The following is a 16,992-nucleotide window of genomic DNA, read 5'->3' as shown; positions in this document are numbered from 1 at the left end:
CAATGAGGGCAGGTTTGTTCCGGTACCCTTTTTTGTGGGCAGATTATTGCGTTGCCTCCCTCTTTTTATTGGGCCCACTGGAAGATGTAACCAGCGGCCAGAGAACCGAGAAGAGCGAGCACAAGATAGAGAAGGAAGGGTTTGAGCTTCAACACGGGGGCAATTGCCATAGCCCCCCAGATACTGACAACGCCGCCTGAAACCAGAAAGGCCATCGCTGCACCATGGGACATGCCTTTGTCGATCAGGGCTTTTGTCAGTGGCAATGCTGCATAGCCGTCAATATAGGCCGGAGCGCCAACCAGGACAGCTGCGGGAATGGCCCACCATTTGTCTTCTCCGGCAAAGCTTGCAAGGGCCTCGGGATCGAGTGAGGCATTCAGAAGATATTCGGCTGCAAAGGCGGGTGTCAGACAAAGGAGAATCAGCTGGGTTGTGCTCCGGAACTGCTTCAGAAAGGACACCCGGCGTGCCGGGTCGCGCCAAACGCGGAATTCGAAGGATTGTGGTTTGCTGCATGCCGAACAATTCGGTTTTTGAGACGGGGCATTGTTCCGCAGCGCTTTCAGGGCCCAGCTTTTTTGGGAAAAGAGGACTGTGCCTGCCCCGCCAAATACACCCAGACCAAAGGCCGCAAGGGTTTTGCCCAGGGCGAAGGGCAGGCCAAGGGTTGCTATCGTTGTCGCCAGCATGGCTGGGTCTGTAACCGGAGAGGACAGCCAGAAAGCCATGATGGGGGCCAGGGGAACTCCGGCAGTCAGCAAACCGGCCATCAGAGGCAGGACAGTGACGCCGCAGACAGGAGTGATGGAGCCTATCAGGGCTGCTGTCAGAACAGATTGAAGCGTCCGTCCCTCAAAGGCTCCTGAAATGCGGGAGTCCGCTCCACTGGCTATGATCCAGGCTGACAGAAGAATGCCGGGAATGACGATAGGGGAAATTTCTATCAGGCTCCAGAACACGAACAGGGTTGTGTCTTTTGCATGCTCCGGCCAGATCAGGGCGGACCCGATGAGAAGGATAAGGACTATTCCCCGGACATAGGTTTTTCTGTTGGCGGTTTTTTTGGCGGATGTTTGATCAGTCATTGGGGGCCTCCTTTGTCATTGTAAACTAGGAGTGTTCCGAATATAAATGAAACGAATATTGTTTATTTCAGCTATTCGAATTTACGATGGAAAATCTGGACAGTGATCTTTTGCGCACCTTTATTGCTGTTGCTCAGGCAGGCAGTGTCACGGATGGTGCGACCCGTATCCACCGCTCTCAATCGGCTGCCAGTATTCAGATCAAGCGCCTTGAGACAATCCTTGGTCATGCCGTGTTTGAACGACACGGAAGAGGCGTTGTGCTGAGTGAGGTCGGGCGCCGTTTGCTCCCGGTTGCCCAGGAGGTTACGGCGCGACTGGATGCTGTGTGTCAGGATCTTGGACAGGATACAGTTTCAGGCAGACTCCGGTTGGGGGTTCCGGATGATCATGGTCGTGAGAAGCTCACACAAATTCTCTCGGTTTTTACCCGGCAATATCCATTGGTTGAACTGGAAGTGATCTGTGCTCTCAGTGCAGGATTCCCCGATGCCCTGGTGAAGGGAAAGCTCGATCTCGCTGTCTATGAGGTTGAGGAGCTGAGACCCCATGAAGAGCTTCTGTTTGAAGACCCGACCTGTTGGGTCTCTTCCGTCAGGGTGGATTTTTCAAGGGCTGAGACCCTGCCGGTTGCCCTGTTTGACCAGGCCTGCTGGTGGCGGGAGACAGCGATCCGGTCGCTTGAGGATCAGGCGCGTCCCTATCGCATTGCCTATTCCAGTCAGAGTGTGTCCGGCGTTGCTGCTGCTGTCGAGGCCGGAATGGCAATCGGGTTGCTGGGGCGATCATCTCTTCATTCAGGGCTGTCGGTTCTCGGGAAGGAGTTCGGTTTTGGCTATACCCCTTCTTCCAAGCTGGTCATGGCTTCAGGCGGGCCTGTGAAAACGCGACCCATCGAGGCCATGAAAGCTGCCATCCGCTCTGCTTTTGTGTGATCAGTTCAGGCCACGGCGTTTCTTGATGTCGTCATAGGCGGCGTTCACAGCGGCCAGTTTCTCGTTTGCCAGATCTAGGAACTCTTGTGGCAGGCCCTTTGCCATCAGGCGATCCGGGTGATTTTCAAGGGCCAGTTTGCGGTGAGCGGCCTTGATCTCTGCATCTGTGGCGTCTGGTGTAACACCGAGAATCTGATAGGGATCACATTGGTCCGGTGGAAGGTTCGGGGCCTTGATGCGATCCCAGTCCTGTTGGGAAAAACCGAAAATCTGTGCAACGGTTTCCAGATAGACCAGTTCATCCTCTGTGACAGATCCATCCGCCTTGGCGATATGGAACAGGCCACCGAGAAGTTCTTCCAGAACAGCGGGATCGTCTCTGAAGATGTTGGCAATCTGCTGGGCGTAGGGTTCAAAACCGCCGGCATCCTGCCGGGCGCGATCAAAAAGTCGTCCGACCTGTTTCATGTCGTCCGTTGAAATCTTGAAGACCTGTTTGAAGGCGGCAATTTCATCGCGGGTGACAACCCCGTCTGCCTTTGCCATCTTTGCGCCCAGGACAATCACGCCGATTGTAAAGGTGATCTGTCTGGTGCCGGTGTTGTGCCCGAAGAGTCCCTGGTCATCGTGGTGCAGGGATTCTGCACTGGCTTCCTCTGCCTGGGAGCGGAAGCGGTCCACAGCATGTCCCGCCAGTCCCCCAAGCATGGCGCCAATGGGACCTCCCATTGCGAAACCAACTGTTCCACCCAGCACTTTTCCCCAAATCGACATTCTTTCCGCTTTCTGCTTTCGTGTTTGCTTCCTTTGGTGAAGCCTTTACATAATCATGACGAACCACAGAAAAAGGGCAAGAGTTAGACTGTTATGATTTGATTGCTTTTTTGGGGGCCCGGTGTTGTGTGTCCGTGTGGCAGGGCCATGGATGAAGTGATGAGACTGGCAGTCCGCTGAAACCCGCCATAAAGCAGGCTGGACTGCCAGACAGTCTTAGCTCCAGATTTTCAGAGGTGTTCCCAGAACTGAAAAATTCGGCGTTGCTCCAAGGCCGGGTTCGCGTGGTGCGCTGAGGGTGGCATCCACGATCGGCATGTCGATGCTGAAGGGTTCTGCAGTTGTTGCTTCACGCGGGTCCCACAGGCAACGCAGGAACTTTTCAGGAATGGTCTGTGCCATATGGGCAATGGTTGCTGCAGAAAGCGGAGAGCCCATTGTGTCCTGAACAGCCATGGTCATACCGGCTGCGATGCCGATGTCCCGGTGGCGGCGCGACCGTGTGAGGCCGCCGCTCTTGGTGATTTTAAGACCGAAGCCATCTCCGGCATCTGTTGCGATCAGATTGATAATGTCGGCGTCTGTTTCAACCTGTTCATCCCAGATCAGGGGAATGTTGCTGCGCTGGCGTACGGACATCATTTCACGCCAGGACGGGCAGGGGGCTTCCAGGGTGAAATCGAGGCCCTCCGGCAACAGGCGCAGCATCCGCAGGGTGCTTTCGGGTGTCAGGCCGCTGTTGCAGTCGGCCAGAAAGAATTCGCCCGGCTGACGATCTGCGAGGCAGGCCTTGATGCGCTCTGCATCCAGTGCCGGGCCTCCTTCGGCTTCGGTGGCTCCGATCTTGAAGGAATGTCCTCTGAAACCCTGTTCACGGTATTCGCGAATGCGCTCCCGCATGTCGTCGGGATCGCCGGCATAGCAGGAGGTCATGACCGGCATGGGCTTGCCTGTGCTTCCCCCCAGCAGGTCACAGACCGGTAGCTCAACGGACTTTGCAAAGATATCCCAGCAGGCGATATCCAGGGCAGCCTTGACCGGATTGTTCCCGCACAGGAGCGCGTCCATGCGTTCGTTCACACGATCGAAAAGGCGCGGGTCCATACCCAGCAGTTCGGGGGCAATGATTTCAATGCCTGCCCTGACACCCTTGGCATGGGCCGGCATGTAGTTGGCTCCAAAAGGCGTGCTTTCGCCCCAGCCTTCAAGGCCCCTGTCTGTGAGGATGCGAACGAAAGTGGCGTCAAAGGAGCGGTATTCACGCCCGCCGGAGAGTTTGTAGACACCGCGCGCATAGGGGAGGTCCAGCTGATACATTTCGATGGCTGTGATTTTCATGGGAGCGCCCTTTTTGAATTTTTTGTCCTGACCCTGACTATTGCGCGGGAACAGAGCAGAGACCACTGGACAAAAACTCGTGCTCTATCCTAACTTCAGGTTATGAACAGATTTCGAAAAAACCTTCCATCTCTTGATGCTCTCGTCTTTTTTGAAGCCGCTGCAAGAACTTTGAGTTTCTCGCGTGCAGCCGAGGAACTCTATGTCACGCAGGTTGCTGTCAGCAAAAGGATACGGGGGCTGGAAGAGGAACTGTCTGTGCGATTGTTTGTCCGTACGGGACGACAGTTGTCCCTGACCCCGGCCGGTCAGCGCTTGCAGGAACGGGTTCGGCCTGCCCTCGGATTTCTGGATGAGGCCGTGGCGCTTTGCCAGCAGGAAGGTCTCAGAAGGCAGTCTGCGATCCAGCTTGTGTGTAACCAGCACCTCAACTTCTTCTGGCTGGCTCCTCTGTTGAGGGAGTTTCAGCTCAATGAAGGGGGAGGCATGGTTTCTGTTGTGACAGCAAACAATCTGGTTGATGTGATCACAGCGGAAACAGACGTGGCTGTCTTTTACGGCAAGGCTCCGCCGGCAGGATGGGATGTCGAGTTTCTTTTCCGGGATATTCTCGTGCCTGTGACGGCGCCCGGAGTGGTCGGTCAGGCTGCTTCCCTGCCAATTCTGGAGTATGAGCGTGAAGCGCCCGACTGGTTGAACTGGTCCAATGTGCCCCGGCATCTGGAGCGGTTCGGGCTGGGGGAGGCAGAGGTCCTTCCCTGCCGGTCTTTTGTCGAAACGATCAGCCTGGCCATGCGGGGAAAGGGGATTGCACTGGGAGTGCTTCCCTTGCTGGTCAACGAACTGGCGGAAGGCAGGTTGACAACTGTGGGGTCGTATTCCTGGGATACGGGGCGATGCTATTACTTCGCCACGCCGAAGGGACGGGAGGTCTCTGAAGCCACAGCATCTCTCAAGGCTCATTTGCTCGGGGCTGTGCAGAACATCTCCTGCAAGGAACCCTTCAGTGAGCTTTAGCGCTGGGTCAGTTTCAGCTCAATCCGGCGGTTCTTGCGAAAGGCCCCGGGAGTTTCTGCGGTGTCGAGAGGCTGGAATTCCCCAAAGCCTGTCGCGGCAAGACGGTTTGCGGGGATGCCCTGTGTCATCAGGAATTTCACGACGGAAATGGCACGCGCTGTTGAAAGCTCCCAGTTTGACGGGAAGGTTGCCGTTGCAATGGGCTGAATGTCTGTATGTCCGTCAACCCGGAGGACCCAGTCAATATCTTCAGGAATTTCCCGTGTCAGTTCCAGAAGTGTCCGGGCCAGAGCAGCCATCTGTTCGCGTCCCCCGGCTCCCAGAACAGCTTCGCCACTGTTGAAGAGAACCTCTGACTGGAAGACAAAGCGATCACCGACGATACGGATGTCGCTGCGGTTTCCAAGAACCTCGCGCAGACGGCCAAAGAATTCGGACTGATAGCGTGCCAGTTGCTGGACCTTGGTGGCGAGTGCAACATTCAGGCGTTTGCCCAGATTAAGAATCTGGGCCTTCTGTTCTTCGTTGAGGGCCTCGGAGGCATCAAGGGCATTTGAAATGGAAGCAAGCTGTCGGCGCAGGGCTGCAATCTGCTGGTTGAGCAGGACAACTTCAGCACGGGCTTCCTCGGTGAGTTCCTGTTGTTGCAGCTGCTGTTCTTTCAGGCGGCTGTTGTCATCCTCGCGCTCTGCGAGCTGGTTGGCGAGGTCCTGACGCAGTTCGCGAAGCAGGGCAATCTCTGCAAGCTGGACCTCGATTTTTTCCTTGTCGGCCTCGATGGTGGAATAGGCATCAACCAGTTCTGCATCAACCTTTGCTTTTTCGGCTGACAGCAAAACGGCCTGTGCTTCCAGAGCGGAAATCTGGTTTTCCAGCTCCTCACGGGTTTGAGCCTGTGCCTCCACCGTGGCTTCTGCCGCGTTGCGTGCGGCTGTTACGGCAACCAGTTCCTCTTCAAGCTGATCCTTCTCGCTGGCCAGCTGGGCCAGTTGATCGGCCAGACTGGCTCGCTGTTGCTCCGCCTGCGCAAGGGTTTCGTTCAGCCCCTTGATGGAGGCGCGCAGCTGGGAGTTTTCCGATTGCTCCAGAGCCAGGATTTCGGCCAGCTGGGCCACTTCCCTGTTCAATTGGCCCAGAGCCTTGTTCTTCTGATTGAGGGTGGCGCTCAGGGTAAATTGCGCCACCATAAAGACCATCAGCACAAAAATGACCACAAGCAAAAGCGTTGCCAGTGCATCCACAAAACCTGGCCAGATGTTGACGCTGCGCTGGTTGGAATAGCCTCTGCCGTAAGATTGCATGTGTTCGGCCCCGCTCTATTTCTCTTCTGCTATGGCAGCAAGAGTGCGGGTCAGCAGACGGATTTCGTTGCGAATATCCTGAACAGACTGGTTGCGCCCCTGTTCAAAGTTGCTTGAGAGTTTTTCGATCTGGAGATCCATGTTGCGAAGATGCGAACGCGAGGCTTCATCCAGAATGGTCTGCTGGGGAGACTGCGACCCCGTCGGGGTGTTCGCCAGTTTTTCGAGCACAGGGTGAAGGCGATTCTGTGTTTCGGCAACCGAGAGCATCACACTTTGCTGGGTGCGCATGTGCTCTGTCAGCGTGGAGAGGCGATCGGCCAGATTGGTGATGGCGTGATTGACGCGAACGCGTTCCTCATCCTCGCGGGCGATGGTGTTCTGAAGTTTCTCAAGTGTTTCTGCCGTTTGCTCCAGCAGGGCAGAGACATAGGCCGGAACGCCCTGTTCCCCTTCGCCAGCAGGGCCGGAAGACAGACGTGTCAGGCTGGAAAGCCATTCTTCCAGATGGTTCATGAAACGGTTGTGGGCCTGCCCGGCCTGCAGTTCCAGAAATCCGAGGATCAGCGAGCCTGCGAGACCAAAGAGCGAGGAACTGAAGGCGGTGCCCATGCCGGACAGGGGCTTTTCAAGCCCGCTTTTCAACTCGTCAAACATGGCAAGGGGATCATCGCCGCCACCGCCCAGGCTGGCAATGGTTCCGCCAACAGAATTGACGGTTTCCAGAAGCCCCCAGAAGGTTCCCAGCAGTCCCAGGAAGATCAGCAGACCAATCAGATAGCGGGAAATCTCGTGGCTTTCCTGAATACGGGCATGGATCCCGTCGAGCAGGCTGCGCATGGAAAGGGTGGACAGGGAAAGACGGCCTGTTTTTTCCCCGATCATTGTTGCCATCGGGCCAAGTAGCCGCGGTGTCGGGGCATCCTGCAGGGCGCCTGCGAAAACAACACCTTCGCGAGCCTCGTTCTTGACGAATTCCAGCCAGCGCAGCTCAGGCTTCAGGAGGAGAACCTGTCTGAAGATATAGAGAATTCCCAGCAGAAGAACGCCGAGGATCATACCGTTGAGAAGCGGATTCCCCAAAAAGGCCCCAACCAGTTTCGGTGCAAGAAGACCTGTAACTACACCGACGATGGCAATGAAAAGAACCATACGGATCAAATGGCGGTTGGAACTCATGGAAAACCGGTCCTGTGCTGACAAGAACAAAGAGTGCGCAACAGGGGTATGAAAAAGGCCCCTTGGGGGGCCTTTGCGGAAGAACTGTCAGGAACGACAGCTGTGATTTCCTCCACCCCATTGAAAAACATGATGAAGGTACATTGTGGCATGTCAAGGGCCAGAGCCGGAAGACTGTCTCTTTCTTGCCTGCTGCGGCAGAAAAATCACAGCAGGATACAATCCGGACTGGTCTTTGTCCTAGCGTGCGACCGGAATGATTTCCACACGGTCAGGGTTGCCGCTGGTGGCCTTGTTGCCAAGCGCACGGACCTGCATGCGGGTGCTGCGGATGCCGCGATCCATCAGGATGCCCCGGACTGCAAGGGCGCGGGAGAGGGAAAGGCGGCGAGCCTGGCTGGCCTCTTCGTCAGAGCCCTTAGCGTAGGCCAGAAGCTGGATTGTCAGGCTCTCGTCTGCCTGCATGGCTGCAGCAAGCTTGTCGAGCTCTGCAAGGTTGCCTGCTGTAAGATCCGAACTCTGGTCCGCAAAACCGAGCTGCAGGGGAGAGACAAGGCCACTCGTTGCAGAAGAGGATGGAGTGCTCACATCATCCAGTGCGGGAGGAGGCGTCAGCGCGGCAGTGATGTCTGTCGGCTGATTGGGAACCGGTTCAACTTTTTTCGGTGCGGGTTTGGCTGCAGGAGTAGGCTCTGCCTTGGCAAGCTGAACGGGCTTTGGTGTTTCGGCCTTCTTGGGCTGAACCGGTGCTGTTGCTGCAATTTCATCCGCCGTCAGGGAAGAGGGTTTGGCCGCCGGAGTGGCTGGCTTTACTGCCGCAACTTCCACAGGCTTTTTCTCGGCAGCAGGTGCCGGTTGTGGGGCGGGAACTGTCTTTGGAGCCGGTGCCGCCACCTGTTTCGGAGCCGGGGAAGGCTTGCGAACAGCTTGTGGCTGGGGTTGTGCACTTGCAGCACTGCTGACCACAGAGGAGTTCAGGGATGCTGCAGGGACATTTCCAACAGTTGGTTGCGGGGCTGGTGTCCGCTCTGTTGTCAGAAGATTCGCAGAAGAGGAAAAGCCGGGGACGGTTGTCAGGCTTCTTGGATATTGCTGCGGGGGATAATAGAGATTGGCCGGACGGCTCAGGCTCTGTGCATCTGTTGTGTAGGGATACAGGCCGGGTGCGCTGTTGTATCCTGACTGATACTGTGTGACTGGTGTGCTGGAGTAGGTGGTCAGACCATTGTGTGCGCCGCCAATAATGACTGTGCCCTGGTTCAGACCCTGTGCAGCAGCGGGTGCTGTCTGACTTGCGAGAATCGAGAAGCTGACGGTTGTTCCCATCAGCAGCAGTGCCAGTTTTTTGCTTGCAGTCATGGCGTTTGACTTCCCCTTAAGCGTCATTTTGTTTTTGGAAAAGGGCAGGTTTCTGTCCAAAAGCAATTCCCCGGAGCCTGTTTGAGGTTTCCTGTGCTTTCGTTTTGTTAACCTTTATACCTCTTCCATGTCATCTAGGACAGTTTTGCATGATAAATCTATATGATCCGTTAATCTTTTTCGGATTTTGACACAAAAAAAACCCTTAAAAATTGATTTTTGGCAAAATTTTCCAGGGTAGGGTTTTTCGGAAAAAATCCTGATTTTCTCCAGGTTTCCCTTTTTGTTTTTTGATAAAAGAAGATTTTTAAGAAAATAATTTGATTTGTTGACATTTTTGGTTATTTTTCCGGATATGGATGAGGTTGATCGTAAAATTTCTGATTTTGTGCAGCGGAATGGACGTGCCTCCAATGCTGAAATCGCAGAAGTGGCTGGTGTCTCTGTTTCGACAGCCAATGAAAGGCTGAGGCGCCTTGCCGGTACAGGCGTTGTCTCACAGTGGCGTGGTGTGCTGGATCCGCAGCGGGTGGGGGCAGGGCTCTGTGTCTTTGTGATGATCGATATGGCCTATGACGGTGAAGAGCAGGCCTGTGAACGTCTGTGTCAATGTGATGAGGTGCAGGAGCTGCATCACATCTCCGGTCCGCATTCCTATCTGATGAAGGTACGGGTTGCTGACACCAGGGCCTTGCAGGATTTCATCCAGACTGTCGTCAAGCCGATGAAGGCTGTTCTGAAAACCGAGACGCTGGTGTCTCTTTCGACGCAGAAAGAGACCTCTGTTGTTTCGATTCCTGTCCCTTACATGGCGGGAGGCTAGAGCTGTGGATGTGTTGTTAAAAGGGATTGCCGTCGGTGTTGCCATTGCGGCACCGGTTGGCCCCATTGGTTTGCTCTGTATTCGGACGACCCTGATGCAGGGGCGCGTTGCAGGGCTTGCGACCGGGCTGGGTGCGGCCAGTGCGGATGCTCTTTATGGCCTGATGGTTGCAGCAGGCCTGACCCTGACGGGAATACTCGTGGCCTATGCCTTGCCGTTGAAGCTCTTCGGCGGCCTTCTGATCGCTGTTCTGGGAGGCTTGACCGTCCGCTCCTTTTTCAGGGGAGGGGGCGAAACAGATCCGGAGGCGTCCCGATCGCTGTCCTCTGGCGGGTCTGTTTTCAAGGCTTACGGGGTGACCTTTGTGCTGACCCTGTCAAATCCCATGACGATCATTGCCTTTGTGGGGATGGTTTCTGCCCTTGGGTCCACGGCCACTGCTGATGGGGAGGGGGCCTATCTTCTGGTTGCAGGTGTTTTTTTTGGCTCTGCCCTCTGGTGGCTTTTTATGGTTCACTTGAGCCTCTTTGCCAGAAAACGTCTTCCTGTTGAAAGATTGCGGTTCGTCGAACTGTTTTCTGGGCTGATCCTGCTGGTCTGGGGAGGCTGGATTGCCGGTGAGGCTTTCTTCGAGCTCTTTTGAGCCGGATGCAGAAAGGGAGGCTGTGAAGCCTCCCTTTTTAAAGGAAACTGCCGAATGACTGTTACTTGACGCGGGCCAGAGCATCCTTGAAGAGCTTCACCATGCGGGGTTGAAGGTCAATGTTGGCTGTCAGGATGCTTTCGCTTTTCCAGACGTCAAATGCCTTGCCATTGATGTCCGACACAACGGCGCCCGCTTCCTGGGCAATCAGGACACCGGCAGCAACATCCCATGCAGAAAGGCCACGCTCCCAGTAGCTGTCATAGCGACCGGCCGCGACATAGGCCAGATCCAGAGCGGCGGCACCCCAACGACGGATACCGGCTGTGTTTGCCATCACAGCATTGATTTCATGGAGGAACGGTGCGCGATCACCCCGGCCCTTGAACGGTGTTCCTGTTGCAGCAATGGTGCCGTCCAGGCGGACGCGGCTTGAAGCCCGCAAGCGACGGTCATTCAGGAATGCACCTTCGCCCTTTTCGGCGTAGAACATCTCGTCTTTCATGGGATCGTAGACAACACCGGCAACGATCTGGCCATCCTTTTCCAGAGCGATGGAAACGGCAAAGTGGGGCAGGCCATGCAGGAAGTTTGTGGTGCCATCCAGCGGATCGACAATCCAGCGTGTGCCCTTTTCCTCGCCTTCCTTCGCACCGGACTCCTCACCGTGAAAACCGAACTCCGGGTGGGACTTTGCCAGTTCCTCGCGGATGATTTTCTCGGCCTTCAGATCGGCAGTGGAAACAAAATCGGATGGGCCTTTGCGGGAAACCTGAAGGTTTTCAACCTCACCAAAGTCTCGTTTGAGGGAGCGGGCGGCCTTTTCAGCCGTGCGGGTCATGATGGTGATCAGCGGAGAGCGAACGGACATGGGAAAAATCCTGAAAATACTGTGCTGCTGGAGGGGCAGGGCGCAAGAGAAACAGGGTGCAGATGACTGCACCCTGTCTGCTGTTTCTGAGTGGAAGATCCTAGTCTTTCGCGCGCTCTACGTAAGAGCTGTCGGCAGTGTTGATCACCACACGGGTTCCAGCACTGATGTGCGGTGGAACCAGGATGCGCGCGCCGTTATCCAGAACAGCCGGTTTGTAGGATGAAGAGGCCGTCTGACCTTTGACAACAGCGTCTGCTTCAACAATTTCGCAAACGACGTGGTCAGGCAGGGAAACGGAAATGGGCTCTTCTTCGAAGCTTTCGACGGTCACGGTCATGCCGTCCTGAAGGAAGATAACAGGCTCGCCAACCAGATCTTCGTGAAGGGAGATCTGTTCGTAGCTTTCGTTGTTCATGAAGGTCAGCATTTCGCCATCGCGGAACAGGAACTGGTAGTCCAGCTGATCCAGACGAACACGCTCGACAGATTCACTGGCACGGAAGCGTTCGTTCAGCTTTGTGCCGTCACGAATGTCACGCAGTTCGGCCTGCAGATAGGCACCGCCCTTGCCGGGTTGAGTGTGGGCGATCTTTACAGCGCGCCACAGGCGGCCATTGTGTTCAATAACGTTTCCGGGACGAATGGCGTTGCCGTTAATCTTCATGGGATCAAGCCTGTATCTTCACAATTAACAAAGAACAAAGAGCCGACCGGACGTCACAAGGAACAGCAGATGGTCAGCTCGACAGCGCGGAACCTATCATCAAATACCGCCGGACGCAATCGGACAAAAGCAGCTGTGCTATGCCTTTAACGCATGGCTTGGGCGGAAATCAGTCCCCGAGCTTTTGCAGGGCAGCGGAAAGTTCTGCCAGTGCTGCCTCGGGTCCGGCGCTGTGCGACCAGACGCAGGATTGAACAGCGATGAAGTCCGCACCACTTTCTGCCTGTGCAATAGCGTCTTCGAGCGTGCTGTTGTCCATTGCAACGCAGGGAACTGTCATCATGGTCTGCCACCACTGAAGCAGTTCGTTGCCCTTGGGGCCGTCTTCCTCGAAAGCCTGAACCTCCGGATCGGAAAATTCCGGCAGGGGCTTGCGGTTGTTGAAGGCGACGTAGTCTGCCCCGACATGGGCCTTGTCACCGTCGCCACTGACCAGCGCGGCATGGCGGGACACACCACAGTCCACGCCAACAATATAGTTCGGACCGAGTTCTGCGCGCGCGGTTTTGAAATCTGCAGCATCACCAAGATGAACACCATCTGCCTCGTAGCGACGAACCTGCTCGGGAGCGTCTTCCAGCAGGAAGGCAACGCCTGCGTCCTGCACGACGGAACAGAGGCGTGTGACCATCTCCACAGACTGTTCATCTGTCCCGGGTTTGCCGGGCAGCAGGAAACAGGCGATTTCCGTGTTCTTCAGAATAGCCTGCAAAAGCGGGATGAAATCATCCGGTGCCGTTTCACCCTTAAGCAGACTGTCGGGAGCAACAAGGTAAAGCTGGCAGGCCATGGGGGTGACTTTCTCTTTGTCTTACAGAGTTCCCGGAGTTGGGTATTCGAGTTCCTTTTGCCCTATTCGGAACGGATCGGGCAACAGCTTTTCTCAAAGAGGTTTGTTGTCATCATAGCTGCTGGTGCGAATGGGGCGTGGTTTGTAAACGGGAATGCGCCATCCCAGAGCCAGGCTGCCAGCGCGCAGAAGGAAGGTCACAATGGCTGTCGCCCACAGGGCTTCGCGCTCTGAGCCGCCTGCCAGAATGACCAGAGGGAAAAAGATCACACCGCACACCGCAGCACTGGCGTACATTTCGCGCTGTTTCAAAAGCAGGGGCATTTCGTTGGCCACAACGTCGCGCAGCAGACCGCCGAATGTTCCGGTGATTACCCCCATCAGCAGAATGATGGCCCATTCCTGACCCATGTCGTGAGTCGCCGATACTCCGGCTGAAACGGCAACGGGCAGAGCCAGGGCATCGATCCAGATGAGGACGCGATAGCGGCTTTCAAGCAGGTGGGCACTGAAGTAAACCACAATGGCTGCGGCAGAGGCCACGAAGAGATTGACGGGATTGGCGACCCAGAAGACCTGTTCTGCACCCAGAATGACATCGCGGACCGTGCCGCCACCGACAGCGGTCAGACAGGCGAAGAAAACGAAGCCGATGATATCCAGCTGGGCCCGGCTGGCGACAAGGGCGCCTGTCAGGGCGAAGACAAAAACGGCTGTCAGGTCAAGAACAGCAGTGAGATTCAGGGCAAGGTCAAAGGTCATCTGTTTTCCATCAGCGATAAGAACCTGAAAGAGTGGCCTGATTTGCCCTCTTCGTCCAGTCTGTTGAAAGAAAAAGCTTTTTCCCCATACAAAAAAGGCAGCCCATGGGAGCTGCCTTTGTCTGTGAATTCCGGCTTCCGATCAGAGGAAGCTTCCGAGAATACGGGCATTGTCGAGCATGCGCAGGCTGAAGCCCCACTCGTTGTCGTACCAGGACAGGACACGCACAAAGCGGCCATCGATCACCTGCGTCTGGGTGGCGTCAAAGATGGAAGAATGATCGTTGTGATTGAAATCACAGGAAACCAGTGGCAGTTCATTGACAGCCAGAACGCCTTTCAGGCGGCCCTTGGCGGCATCCTTCATGGCTTCGTTGATTTCCTCGACAGAGGTGTCGCGACCGGCATCGAAGGTCAGGTCAATGACGGAAACGTTGGCTGTCGGTACGCGAACCGCGTTGCCGTCCAGTTTCCTGTTCAGGTTTGGCAGAACTTCGCCAATCGCCTTGGCTGCACCGGTTGAGGTCGGGATCATGGACACGGCAGCAGCGCGGGCGCGGCGCAGGTCCTTGTGTTTTGCATCGACTGTTGTTTGGTCGCCGGTGTAGGCGTGAATTGTGGTCATGAAACCGCGTTCAATACCGACAACACGATCCAGAACGTCAGCAACCGGAGCCAGACAGTTCGTGGTGCAGGAGGCATTGGAAATCACGTGCTGATCGGCTGTGATCTTCTCGTGGTTGACACCGTAAACGAACATGGGAGCCTGAACGTCCTTGCTGGGGGCGGAGATCAGAACTTTCTTTGCGCCGCCTTGCAGGTGCAGGCTTGCGCCCTCATAGTTGTTAAAGGCACCGGTACATTCCAGAACAATGTCCACACCCAGTTCGGCCCACGGCAGGTTGGCCGGGTTGCGATCGTGGGTCATGCGGATTTTCTTGCCGTTGATGATCATGCCGTCTTCATCGGCAGAAACCTCACCACGGAAAGTGCCGTGAACAGAATCAAACTGGAACATGTGGGCGTGGATTGCAGGGTCGCCGGATGCGTTGACTGCTACCACTTCGATGTCATCGTAGCCGCCTTCCAGCGCGCCACGCAGACAGAGACGACCAATACGGCCAAAGCCGTTGATACCAACTTTCAGTGTCATTTTCTCAAACCGTTATCCGTATTTATGTTTGGGAAGCCGACCTCCGGCTTTTCGCCTCGGGAGCTTCCGGGTGCAGGGCCGTTCGCATGAGGGGATGCTTGTATGAACGGCCTTGCGAATGAAAAAGCCGGGCTGTTTGTGCCCGGCTTATCTTTTACAGGATCAGAGTCGCGCCTTTACGGCGTCAACAATGGCATCCGATGTAATGTTGAAGTGTTTGTAAAGCTGATCAGCCGGGGCGGAGGCACCAAAGCCGGTCATGCCGACAAAAGCGCCGTGCTGACCGATGAACTCGTGCCAGCCGAAGGAAGAGGCTGCTTCGCAGGCCACTGTGAGTGTGCCGGGGTCCAGAACCTCGTCGCGGTAGTGTTGCGGCTGCTGCTTGAACAGCTCCCAGCAGGGAACGGAAATCACAGCTGTTCCGATACCGTCAGCTTCCAGAACCTTCTGGGCCTCCAGGGCGATCTCGACCTCGGAACCGGACGCCAGCAGTGTGACGCGGCGATCCAGAACAGAAGGGTTGAGGATATAGGCACCATAACCGGAATAGTTCACGGTAATGTCCTTGCGCTGGTATGGAAGCCCCTGACGGGTCAGGGCCAGAACAGACGGGCCGGTTTCATTTTCAAGGGCCAGTTCCCAGCACTCTGCTGTTTCCAGGGCATCGGCAGGACGGAACACAGCGACGTTTGGCATGCAGCGCAGGGCTGCCAGATGCTCAACAGGCTGGTGTGTCGGGCCGTCTTCACCCAGTCCGATGGAATCATGTGTCATCACGTAGACAACGCGCTGGTTCATCAGGGCCGAGAGGCGGATGGACGGGCGACAGTAGTCAGTGAAAACCATGAAGGTGCCGCCATAGGGGATAAAGCCGCCGTGCAGGGCCAGACCGTTCATGGCAGCTGCCATGCCGTGCTCACGCACACCGTAGTAGATGTAGTTGCCGGTAAAGTCTGTGGGCGTTACCCCTGTCTGTGATGCAGCCTTGGTGTTGTTGGATCCGGTCAGATCGGCAGAACCGCCTGCGAGGTACGGGATGGCCTCGGCCAGAACATCCAGAGCCTTCTGGGATGCAACACGGGTTGCCCACTTCGGCGTTTCCTCAATGAGAGTCTTCTTGTACGCCTGCATTGCGTCTTTCCAGCCGTCCGGCAGCTTGCCGGTCATCTGGTTCTCGAAGAGCTTTTGCTGATCGGCCGGTTTGCTTTTCAGAACCTCGTCCCAGGCAGCGGCGAGTTCCGCGCCACGTGTGCCTGCTGCACGCCATGCAGCCAGAACGTTTTCAGGGATTGTGAAGGGTTCGTGAGGCCAGTCGAGGTCCTTGCGGGCACCGGCGATTTCTTCGTCGCCCAGGGGAGCGCCGTGCGTTTTGGCTGTGCCGGCCTTTGTCGGGGCGCCAAAACCGATAACGGTTTTGCAGGCGATCAGGGATGGCTTGTCGCTGTTGCGGGCCGCCTCGATTGCGGAGGCAATGGCTTCCGGGTCGTGACCGTCAATGGCAACGGCATCCCAGCCGGAGGCTTCAAAGCGTTTCAGCTGGTCGTCGGACACGGAAACGTCTGTGGAGCCGTCGATGGTGATGGAGTTGTCATCCCACAGCACGATCAGCTTGTTGAGTTTCAGATGGCCTGCCATGGAAATGGCTTCGTGGCTGATGCCTTCCATCAGACAGCCGTCACCTGCAATCACGTAGGTGTAGTGATCAACCAGATCATTGCCAAAGCGTGCGGCCAGCATTTTCTCAGCCAGAGCCATGCCAACAGAAGTTGCGATACCCTGACCCAGAGGACCGGTGGTTGTCTCGATACCCGGAGCGTGGCCGTATTCCGGGTGACCTGCTGTGATCGCACCAAGCTGGCGGAAGTTGCGGATCTGGTCCATGGTCATGTCCGGATAACCGGTCAGGTGCAGCAGGGAGTAGATCAGCATGGAGCCGTGACCGGCCGAGAGGACAAAACGGTCGCGATCGTGCCAGTCGGGACGAAGAGGATCGAACTTCATGAAGCGGCTGTAGAGAACAGTGGCAACGTCAGCCATGCCCATCGGCATTCCGGGGTGACCGGAGTTTGCTTTTTGTACAGCATCCATAGACAGGAAACGAATTGCGTTCGCCATGTCCTTGTGTGTGGTTCCAGACGCCGCGTCATCGGCAGAGATGGGCAGTCGCTTTGTGGTCATGGGAAGTTCCAAATCCTTGTTTGGTTTGAGCAAGCTCTTCCTGACGCAAAAGGCA

At 56.0% G+C, this 16,992-nt stretch carries 16 protein-coding genes; 4 read left to right on the top strand and 12 right to left on the bottom strand.

Annotated elements, in window-relative coordinates; all coding sequences use genetic code 11:
• Nucleotides 1–65 precede the first annotated feature (65 nt).
• Nucleotides 66–1,088 (bottom strand): permease, encoded by a 1,023-nt coding sequence (locus AAAH10_RS07820; protein ID WP_343562263.1) that lies wholly within the window; start codon nt 1,086–1,088, stop codon nt 66–68.
• Between the two features lie 86 nt (nt 1,089–1,174).
• On the opposite strand from AAAH10_RS07820, the gene AAAH10_RS07815 reads away from it, so the two are divergent.
• On the top strand, nt 1,175–2,023 hold the full coding sequence (locus tag AAAH10_RS07815) for a LysR substrate-binding domain-containing protein (RefSeq protein WP_343562261.1): 849 nt from the start codon (nt 1,175–1,177) through the stop codon (nt 2,021–2,023).
• On the opposite strand, the gene AAAH10_RS07810 is transcribed toward AAAH10_RS07815, so the two are convergent.
• Together AAAH10_RS07810 and AAAH10_RS07805 are read right to left on the bottom strand one after the other, a co-directional pair.
• The gene (locus AAAH10_RS07810; protein WP_343562259.1) at nt 2,024–2,797 is read right to left on the bottom strand and encodes a TerB family tellurite resistance protein; all 774 of its coding nucleotides are present in this window, start codon (nt 2,795–2,797) and stop codon (nt 2,024–2,026) included. It lies immediately after the preceding gene.
• Between the two features lie 216 nt (nt 2,798–3,013).
• Entirely contained in the window at nt 3,014–4,135 is a 1,122-nt protein-coding gene (locus AAAH10_RS07805) for a mandelate racemase/muconate lactonizing enzyme family protein (RefSeq protein WP_343562257.1), read from the bottom strand.
• A gap of 102 nt (nt 4,136–4,237) precedes the next feature.
• Here AAAH10_RS07805 and AAAH10_RS07800 point away from each other — a divergent pair, with 102 nt between their 5' ends.
• Nucleotides 4,238–5,152, top strand: coding sequence for a LysR family transcriptional regulator (locus tag AAAH10_RS07800; RefSeq protein WP_343562255.1), 915 nt, complete (start codon nt 4,238–4,240; stop codon nt 5,150–5,152).
• On the opposite strand, the gene AAAH10_RS07795 is transcribed toward AAAH10_RS07800, so the two are convergent.
• The 3 genes from AAAH10_RS07795 to AAAH10_RS07785 form a co-directional block, all read right to left on the bottom strand.
• Entirely contained in the window at nt 5,149–6,453 is a 1,305-nt protein-coding gene (locus AAAH10_RS07795) for a peptidoglycan -binding protein (protein WP_343562253.1), read from the bottom strand. The two genes, AAAH10_RS07800 and AAAH10_RS07795, sit on opposite strands and share 4 nt — an antisense overlap.
• 15 nt (nt 6,454–6,468) lie before the next feature.
• Nucleotides 6,469–7,632, bottom strand: a complete 1,164-nt coding sequence (locus AAAH10_RS07790; protein WP_343562251.1) for a flagellar motor protein MotA — start codon at nt 7,630–7,632, stop codon at nt 6,469–6,471.
• 240 nt (nt 7,633–7,872) lie between these two features.
• Nucleotides 7,873–8,991, bottom strand: coding sequence for an OmpA family protein (locus tag AAAH10_RS07785; protein ID WP_343562248.1), 1,119 nt, complete (start codon nt 8,989–8,991; stop codon nt 7,873–7,875).
• A 355-nt stretch (nt 8,992–9,346) separates the two neighbouring features.
• Between AAAH10_RS07785 and AAAH10_RS07780 the strand changes: the two genes are divergently transcribed.
• Together AAAH10_RS07780 and AAAH10_RS07775 are read left to right on the top strand one after the other, a co-directional pair.
• Entirely contained in the window at nt 9,347–9,814 is a 468-nt protein-coding gene (locus AAAH10_RS07780; RefSeq protein ID WP_343562246.1) for an Lrp/AsnC family transcriptional regulator, read from the top strand.
• Nucleotides 9,815–9,818: 4 nt separating this feature from the next.
• Nucleotides 9,819–10,457 carry a LysE family transporter gene (locus AAAH10_RS07775; protein ID WP_343562244.1) on the top strand — a complete coding sequence of 213 codons (639 nt, stop codon included), beginning with the start codon at nt 9,819–9,821 and terminating at the stop codon, nt 10,455–10,457.
• Between the two features lie 61 nt (nt 10,458–10,518).
• Here AAAH10_RS07775 and AAAH10_RS07770 read toward each other — a convergent pair whose 3' ends face one another.
• The 6 genes from AAAH10_RS07770 to tkt form a co-directional block, all read right to left on the bottom strand.
• The gene (locus AAAH10_RS07770; RefSeq protein ID WP_343562242.1) at nt 10,519–11,328 is read right to left on the bottom strand and encodes an inositol monophosphatase family protein; all 810 of its coding nucleotides are present in this window, start codon (nt 11,326–11,328) and stop codon (nt 10,519–10,521) included.
• A 100-nt stretch (nt 11,329–11,428) separates the two neighbouring features.
• Nucleotides 11,429–11,995, bottom strand: coding sequence for an elongation factor P (gene efp / locus AAAH10_RS07765; RefSeq protein WP_343562240.1), 567 nt, complete (start codon nt 11,993–11,995; stop codon nt 11,429–11,431).
• 169 nt (nt 11,996–12,164) lie between these two features.
• The gene (locus tag AAAH10_RS07760; protein ID WP_343562238.1) at nt 12,165–12,845 is read right to left on the bottom strand and encodes a thiamine phosphate synthase; all 681 of its coding nucleotides are present in this window, start codon (nt 12,843–12,845) and stop codon (nt 12,165–12,167) included.
• A gap of 93 nt (nt 12,846–12,938) precedes the next feature.
• Entirely contained in the window at nt 12,939–13,607 is a 669-nt protein-coding gene (locus AAAH10_RS07755) for a trimeric intracellular cation channel family protein (RefSeq protein WP_343562237.1), read from the bottom strand.
• A gap of 141 nt (nt 13,608–13,748) precedes the next feature.
• Nucleotides 13,749–14,759 carry a type I glyceraldehyde-3-phosphate dehydrogenase gene (gene gap, locus AAAH10_RS07750; RefSeq protein ID WP_343562236.1) on the bottom strand — a complete coding sequence of 337 codons (1,011 nt, stop codon included), beginning with the start codon at nt 14,757–14,759 and terminating at the stop codon, nt 13,749–13,751.
• A gap of 162 nt (nt 14,760–14,921) precedes the next feature.
• Nucleotides 14,922–16,937 carry a transketolase gene (tkt, locus tag AAAH10_RS07745; RefSeq protein WP_343562235.1) on the bottom strand — a complete coding sequence of 672 codons (2,016 nt, stop codon included), beginning with the start codon at nt 16,935–16,937 and terminating at the stop codon, nt 14,922–14,924.
• Between the last annotated feature and the right edge of the window lie 55 nt (nt 16,938–16,992).

The sequence above is a fragment of the Carbonatibacter coralli genome (genome assembly GCF_039592655.1).
GTDB lineage: Bacteria > Pseudomonadota > Alphaproteobacteria > Kiloniellales > Kiloniellaceae > Carbonatibacter > Carbonatibacter coralli.
This window is presented reverse-complemented; position numbering and strand designations above follow the sequence as displayed.

Excerpts from the sequence above, each read along its gene's own strand:
- AAAH10_RS07800 (WP_343562255.1), top strand. The coding sequence starts at position 4,238 with ATGAACAGATTTCGAAAAAACCTTCCATCTCTTGATGCTCTCGTCTTT.
- AAAH10_RS07770 (WP_343562242.1), bottom strand. The coding sequence starts at position 11,328 with ATGTCCGTTCGCTCTCCGCTGATCACCATCATGACCCGCACGGCTGAA.
- AAAH10_RS07780 (WP_343562246.1), top strand. The coding sequence starts at position 9,347 with ATGGATGAGGTTGATCGTAAAATTTCTGATTTTGTGCAGCGGAATGGA.
- AAAH10_RS07755 (WP_343562237.1), bottom strand. The coding sequence starts at position 13,607 with ATGACCTTTGACCTTGCCCTGAATCTCACTGCTGTTCTTGACCTGACA.
- AAAH10_RS07760 (WP_343562238.1), bottom strand. The coding sequence starts at position 12,845 with ATGGCCTGCCAGCTTTACCTTGTTGCTCCCGACAGTCTGCTTAAGGGT.
- AAAH10_RS07820 (WP_343562263.1), bottom strand. The coding sequence starts at position 1,088 with ATGACTGATCAAACATCCGCCAAAAAAACCGCCAACAGAAAAACCTAT.
- tkt (WP_343562235.1), bottom strand. The coding sequence starts at position 16,937 with ATGACCACAAAGCGACTGCCCATCTCTGCCGATGACGCGGCGTCTGGA.
- AAAH10_RS07805 (WP_343562257.1), bottom strand. The coding sequence starts at position 4,135 with ATGAAAATCACAGCCATCGAAATGTATCAGCTGGACCTCCCCTATGCG.
- AAAH10_RS07810 (WP_343562259.1), bottom strand. The coding sequence starts at position 2,797 with ATGTCGATTTGGGGAAAAGTGCTGGGTGGAACAGTTGGTTTCGCAATG.
- AAAH10_RS07785 (WP_343562248.1), bottom strand. The coding sequence starts at position 8,991 with ATGACTGCAAGCAAAAAACTGGCACTGCTGCTGATGGGAACAACCGTC.
- AAAH10_RS07790 (WP_343562251.1), bottom strand. The coding sequence starts at position 7,632 with ATGAGTTCCAACCGCCATTTGATCCGTATGGTTCTTTTCATTGCCATC.
- efp (WP_343562240.1), bottom strand. The coding sequence starts at position 11,995 with ATGAAGATTAACGGCAACGCCATTCGTCCCGGAAACGTTATTGAACAC.
- gap (WP_343562236.1), bottom strand. The coding sequence starts at position 14,759 with ATGACACTGAAAGTTGGTATCAACGGCTTTGGCCGTATTGGTCGTCTC.
- AAAH10_RS07815 (WP_343562261.1), top strand. The coding sequence starts at position 1,175 with ATGGAAAATCTGGACAGTGATCTTTTGCGCACCTTTATTGCTGTTGCT.
- AAAH10_RS07795 (WP_343562253.1), bottom strand. The coding sequence starts at position 6,453 with ATGCAATCTTACGGCAGAGGCTATTCCAACCAGCGCAGCGTCAACATC.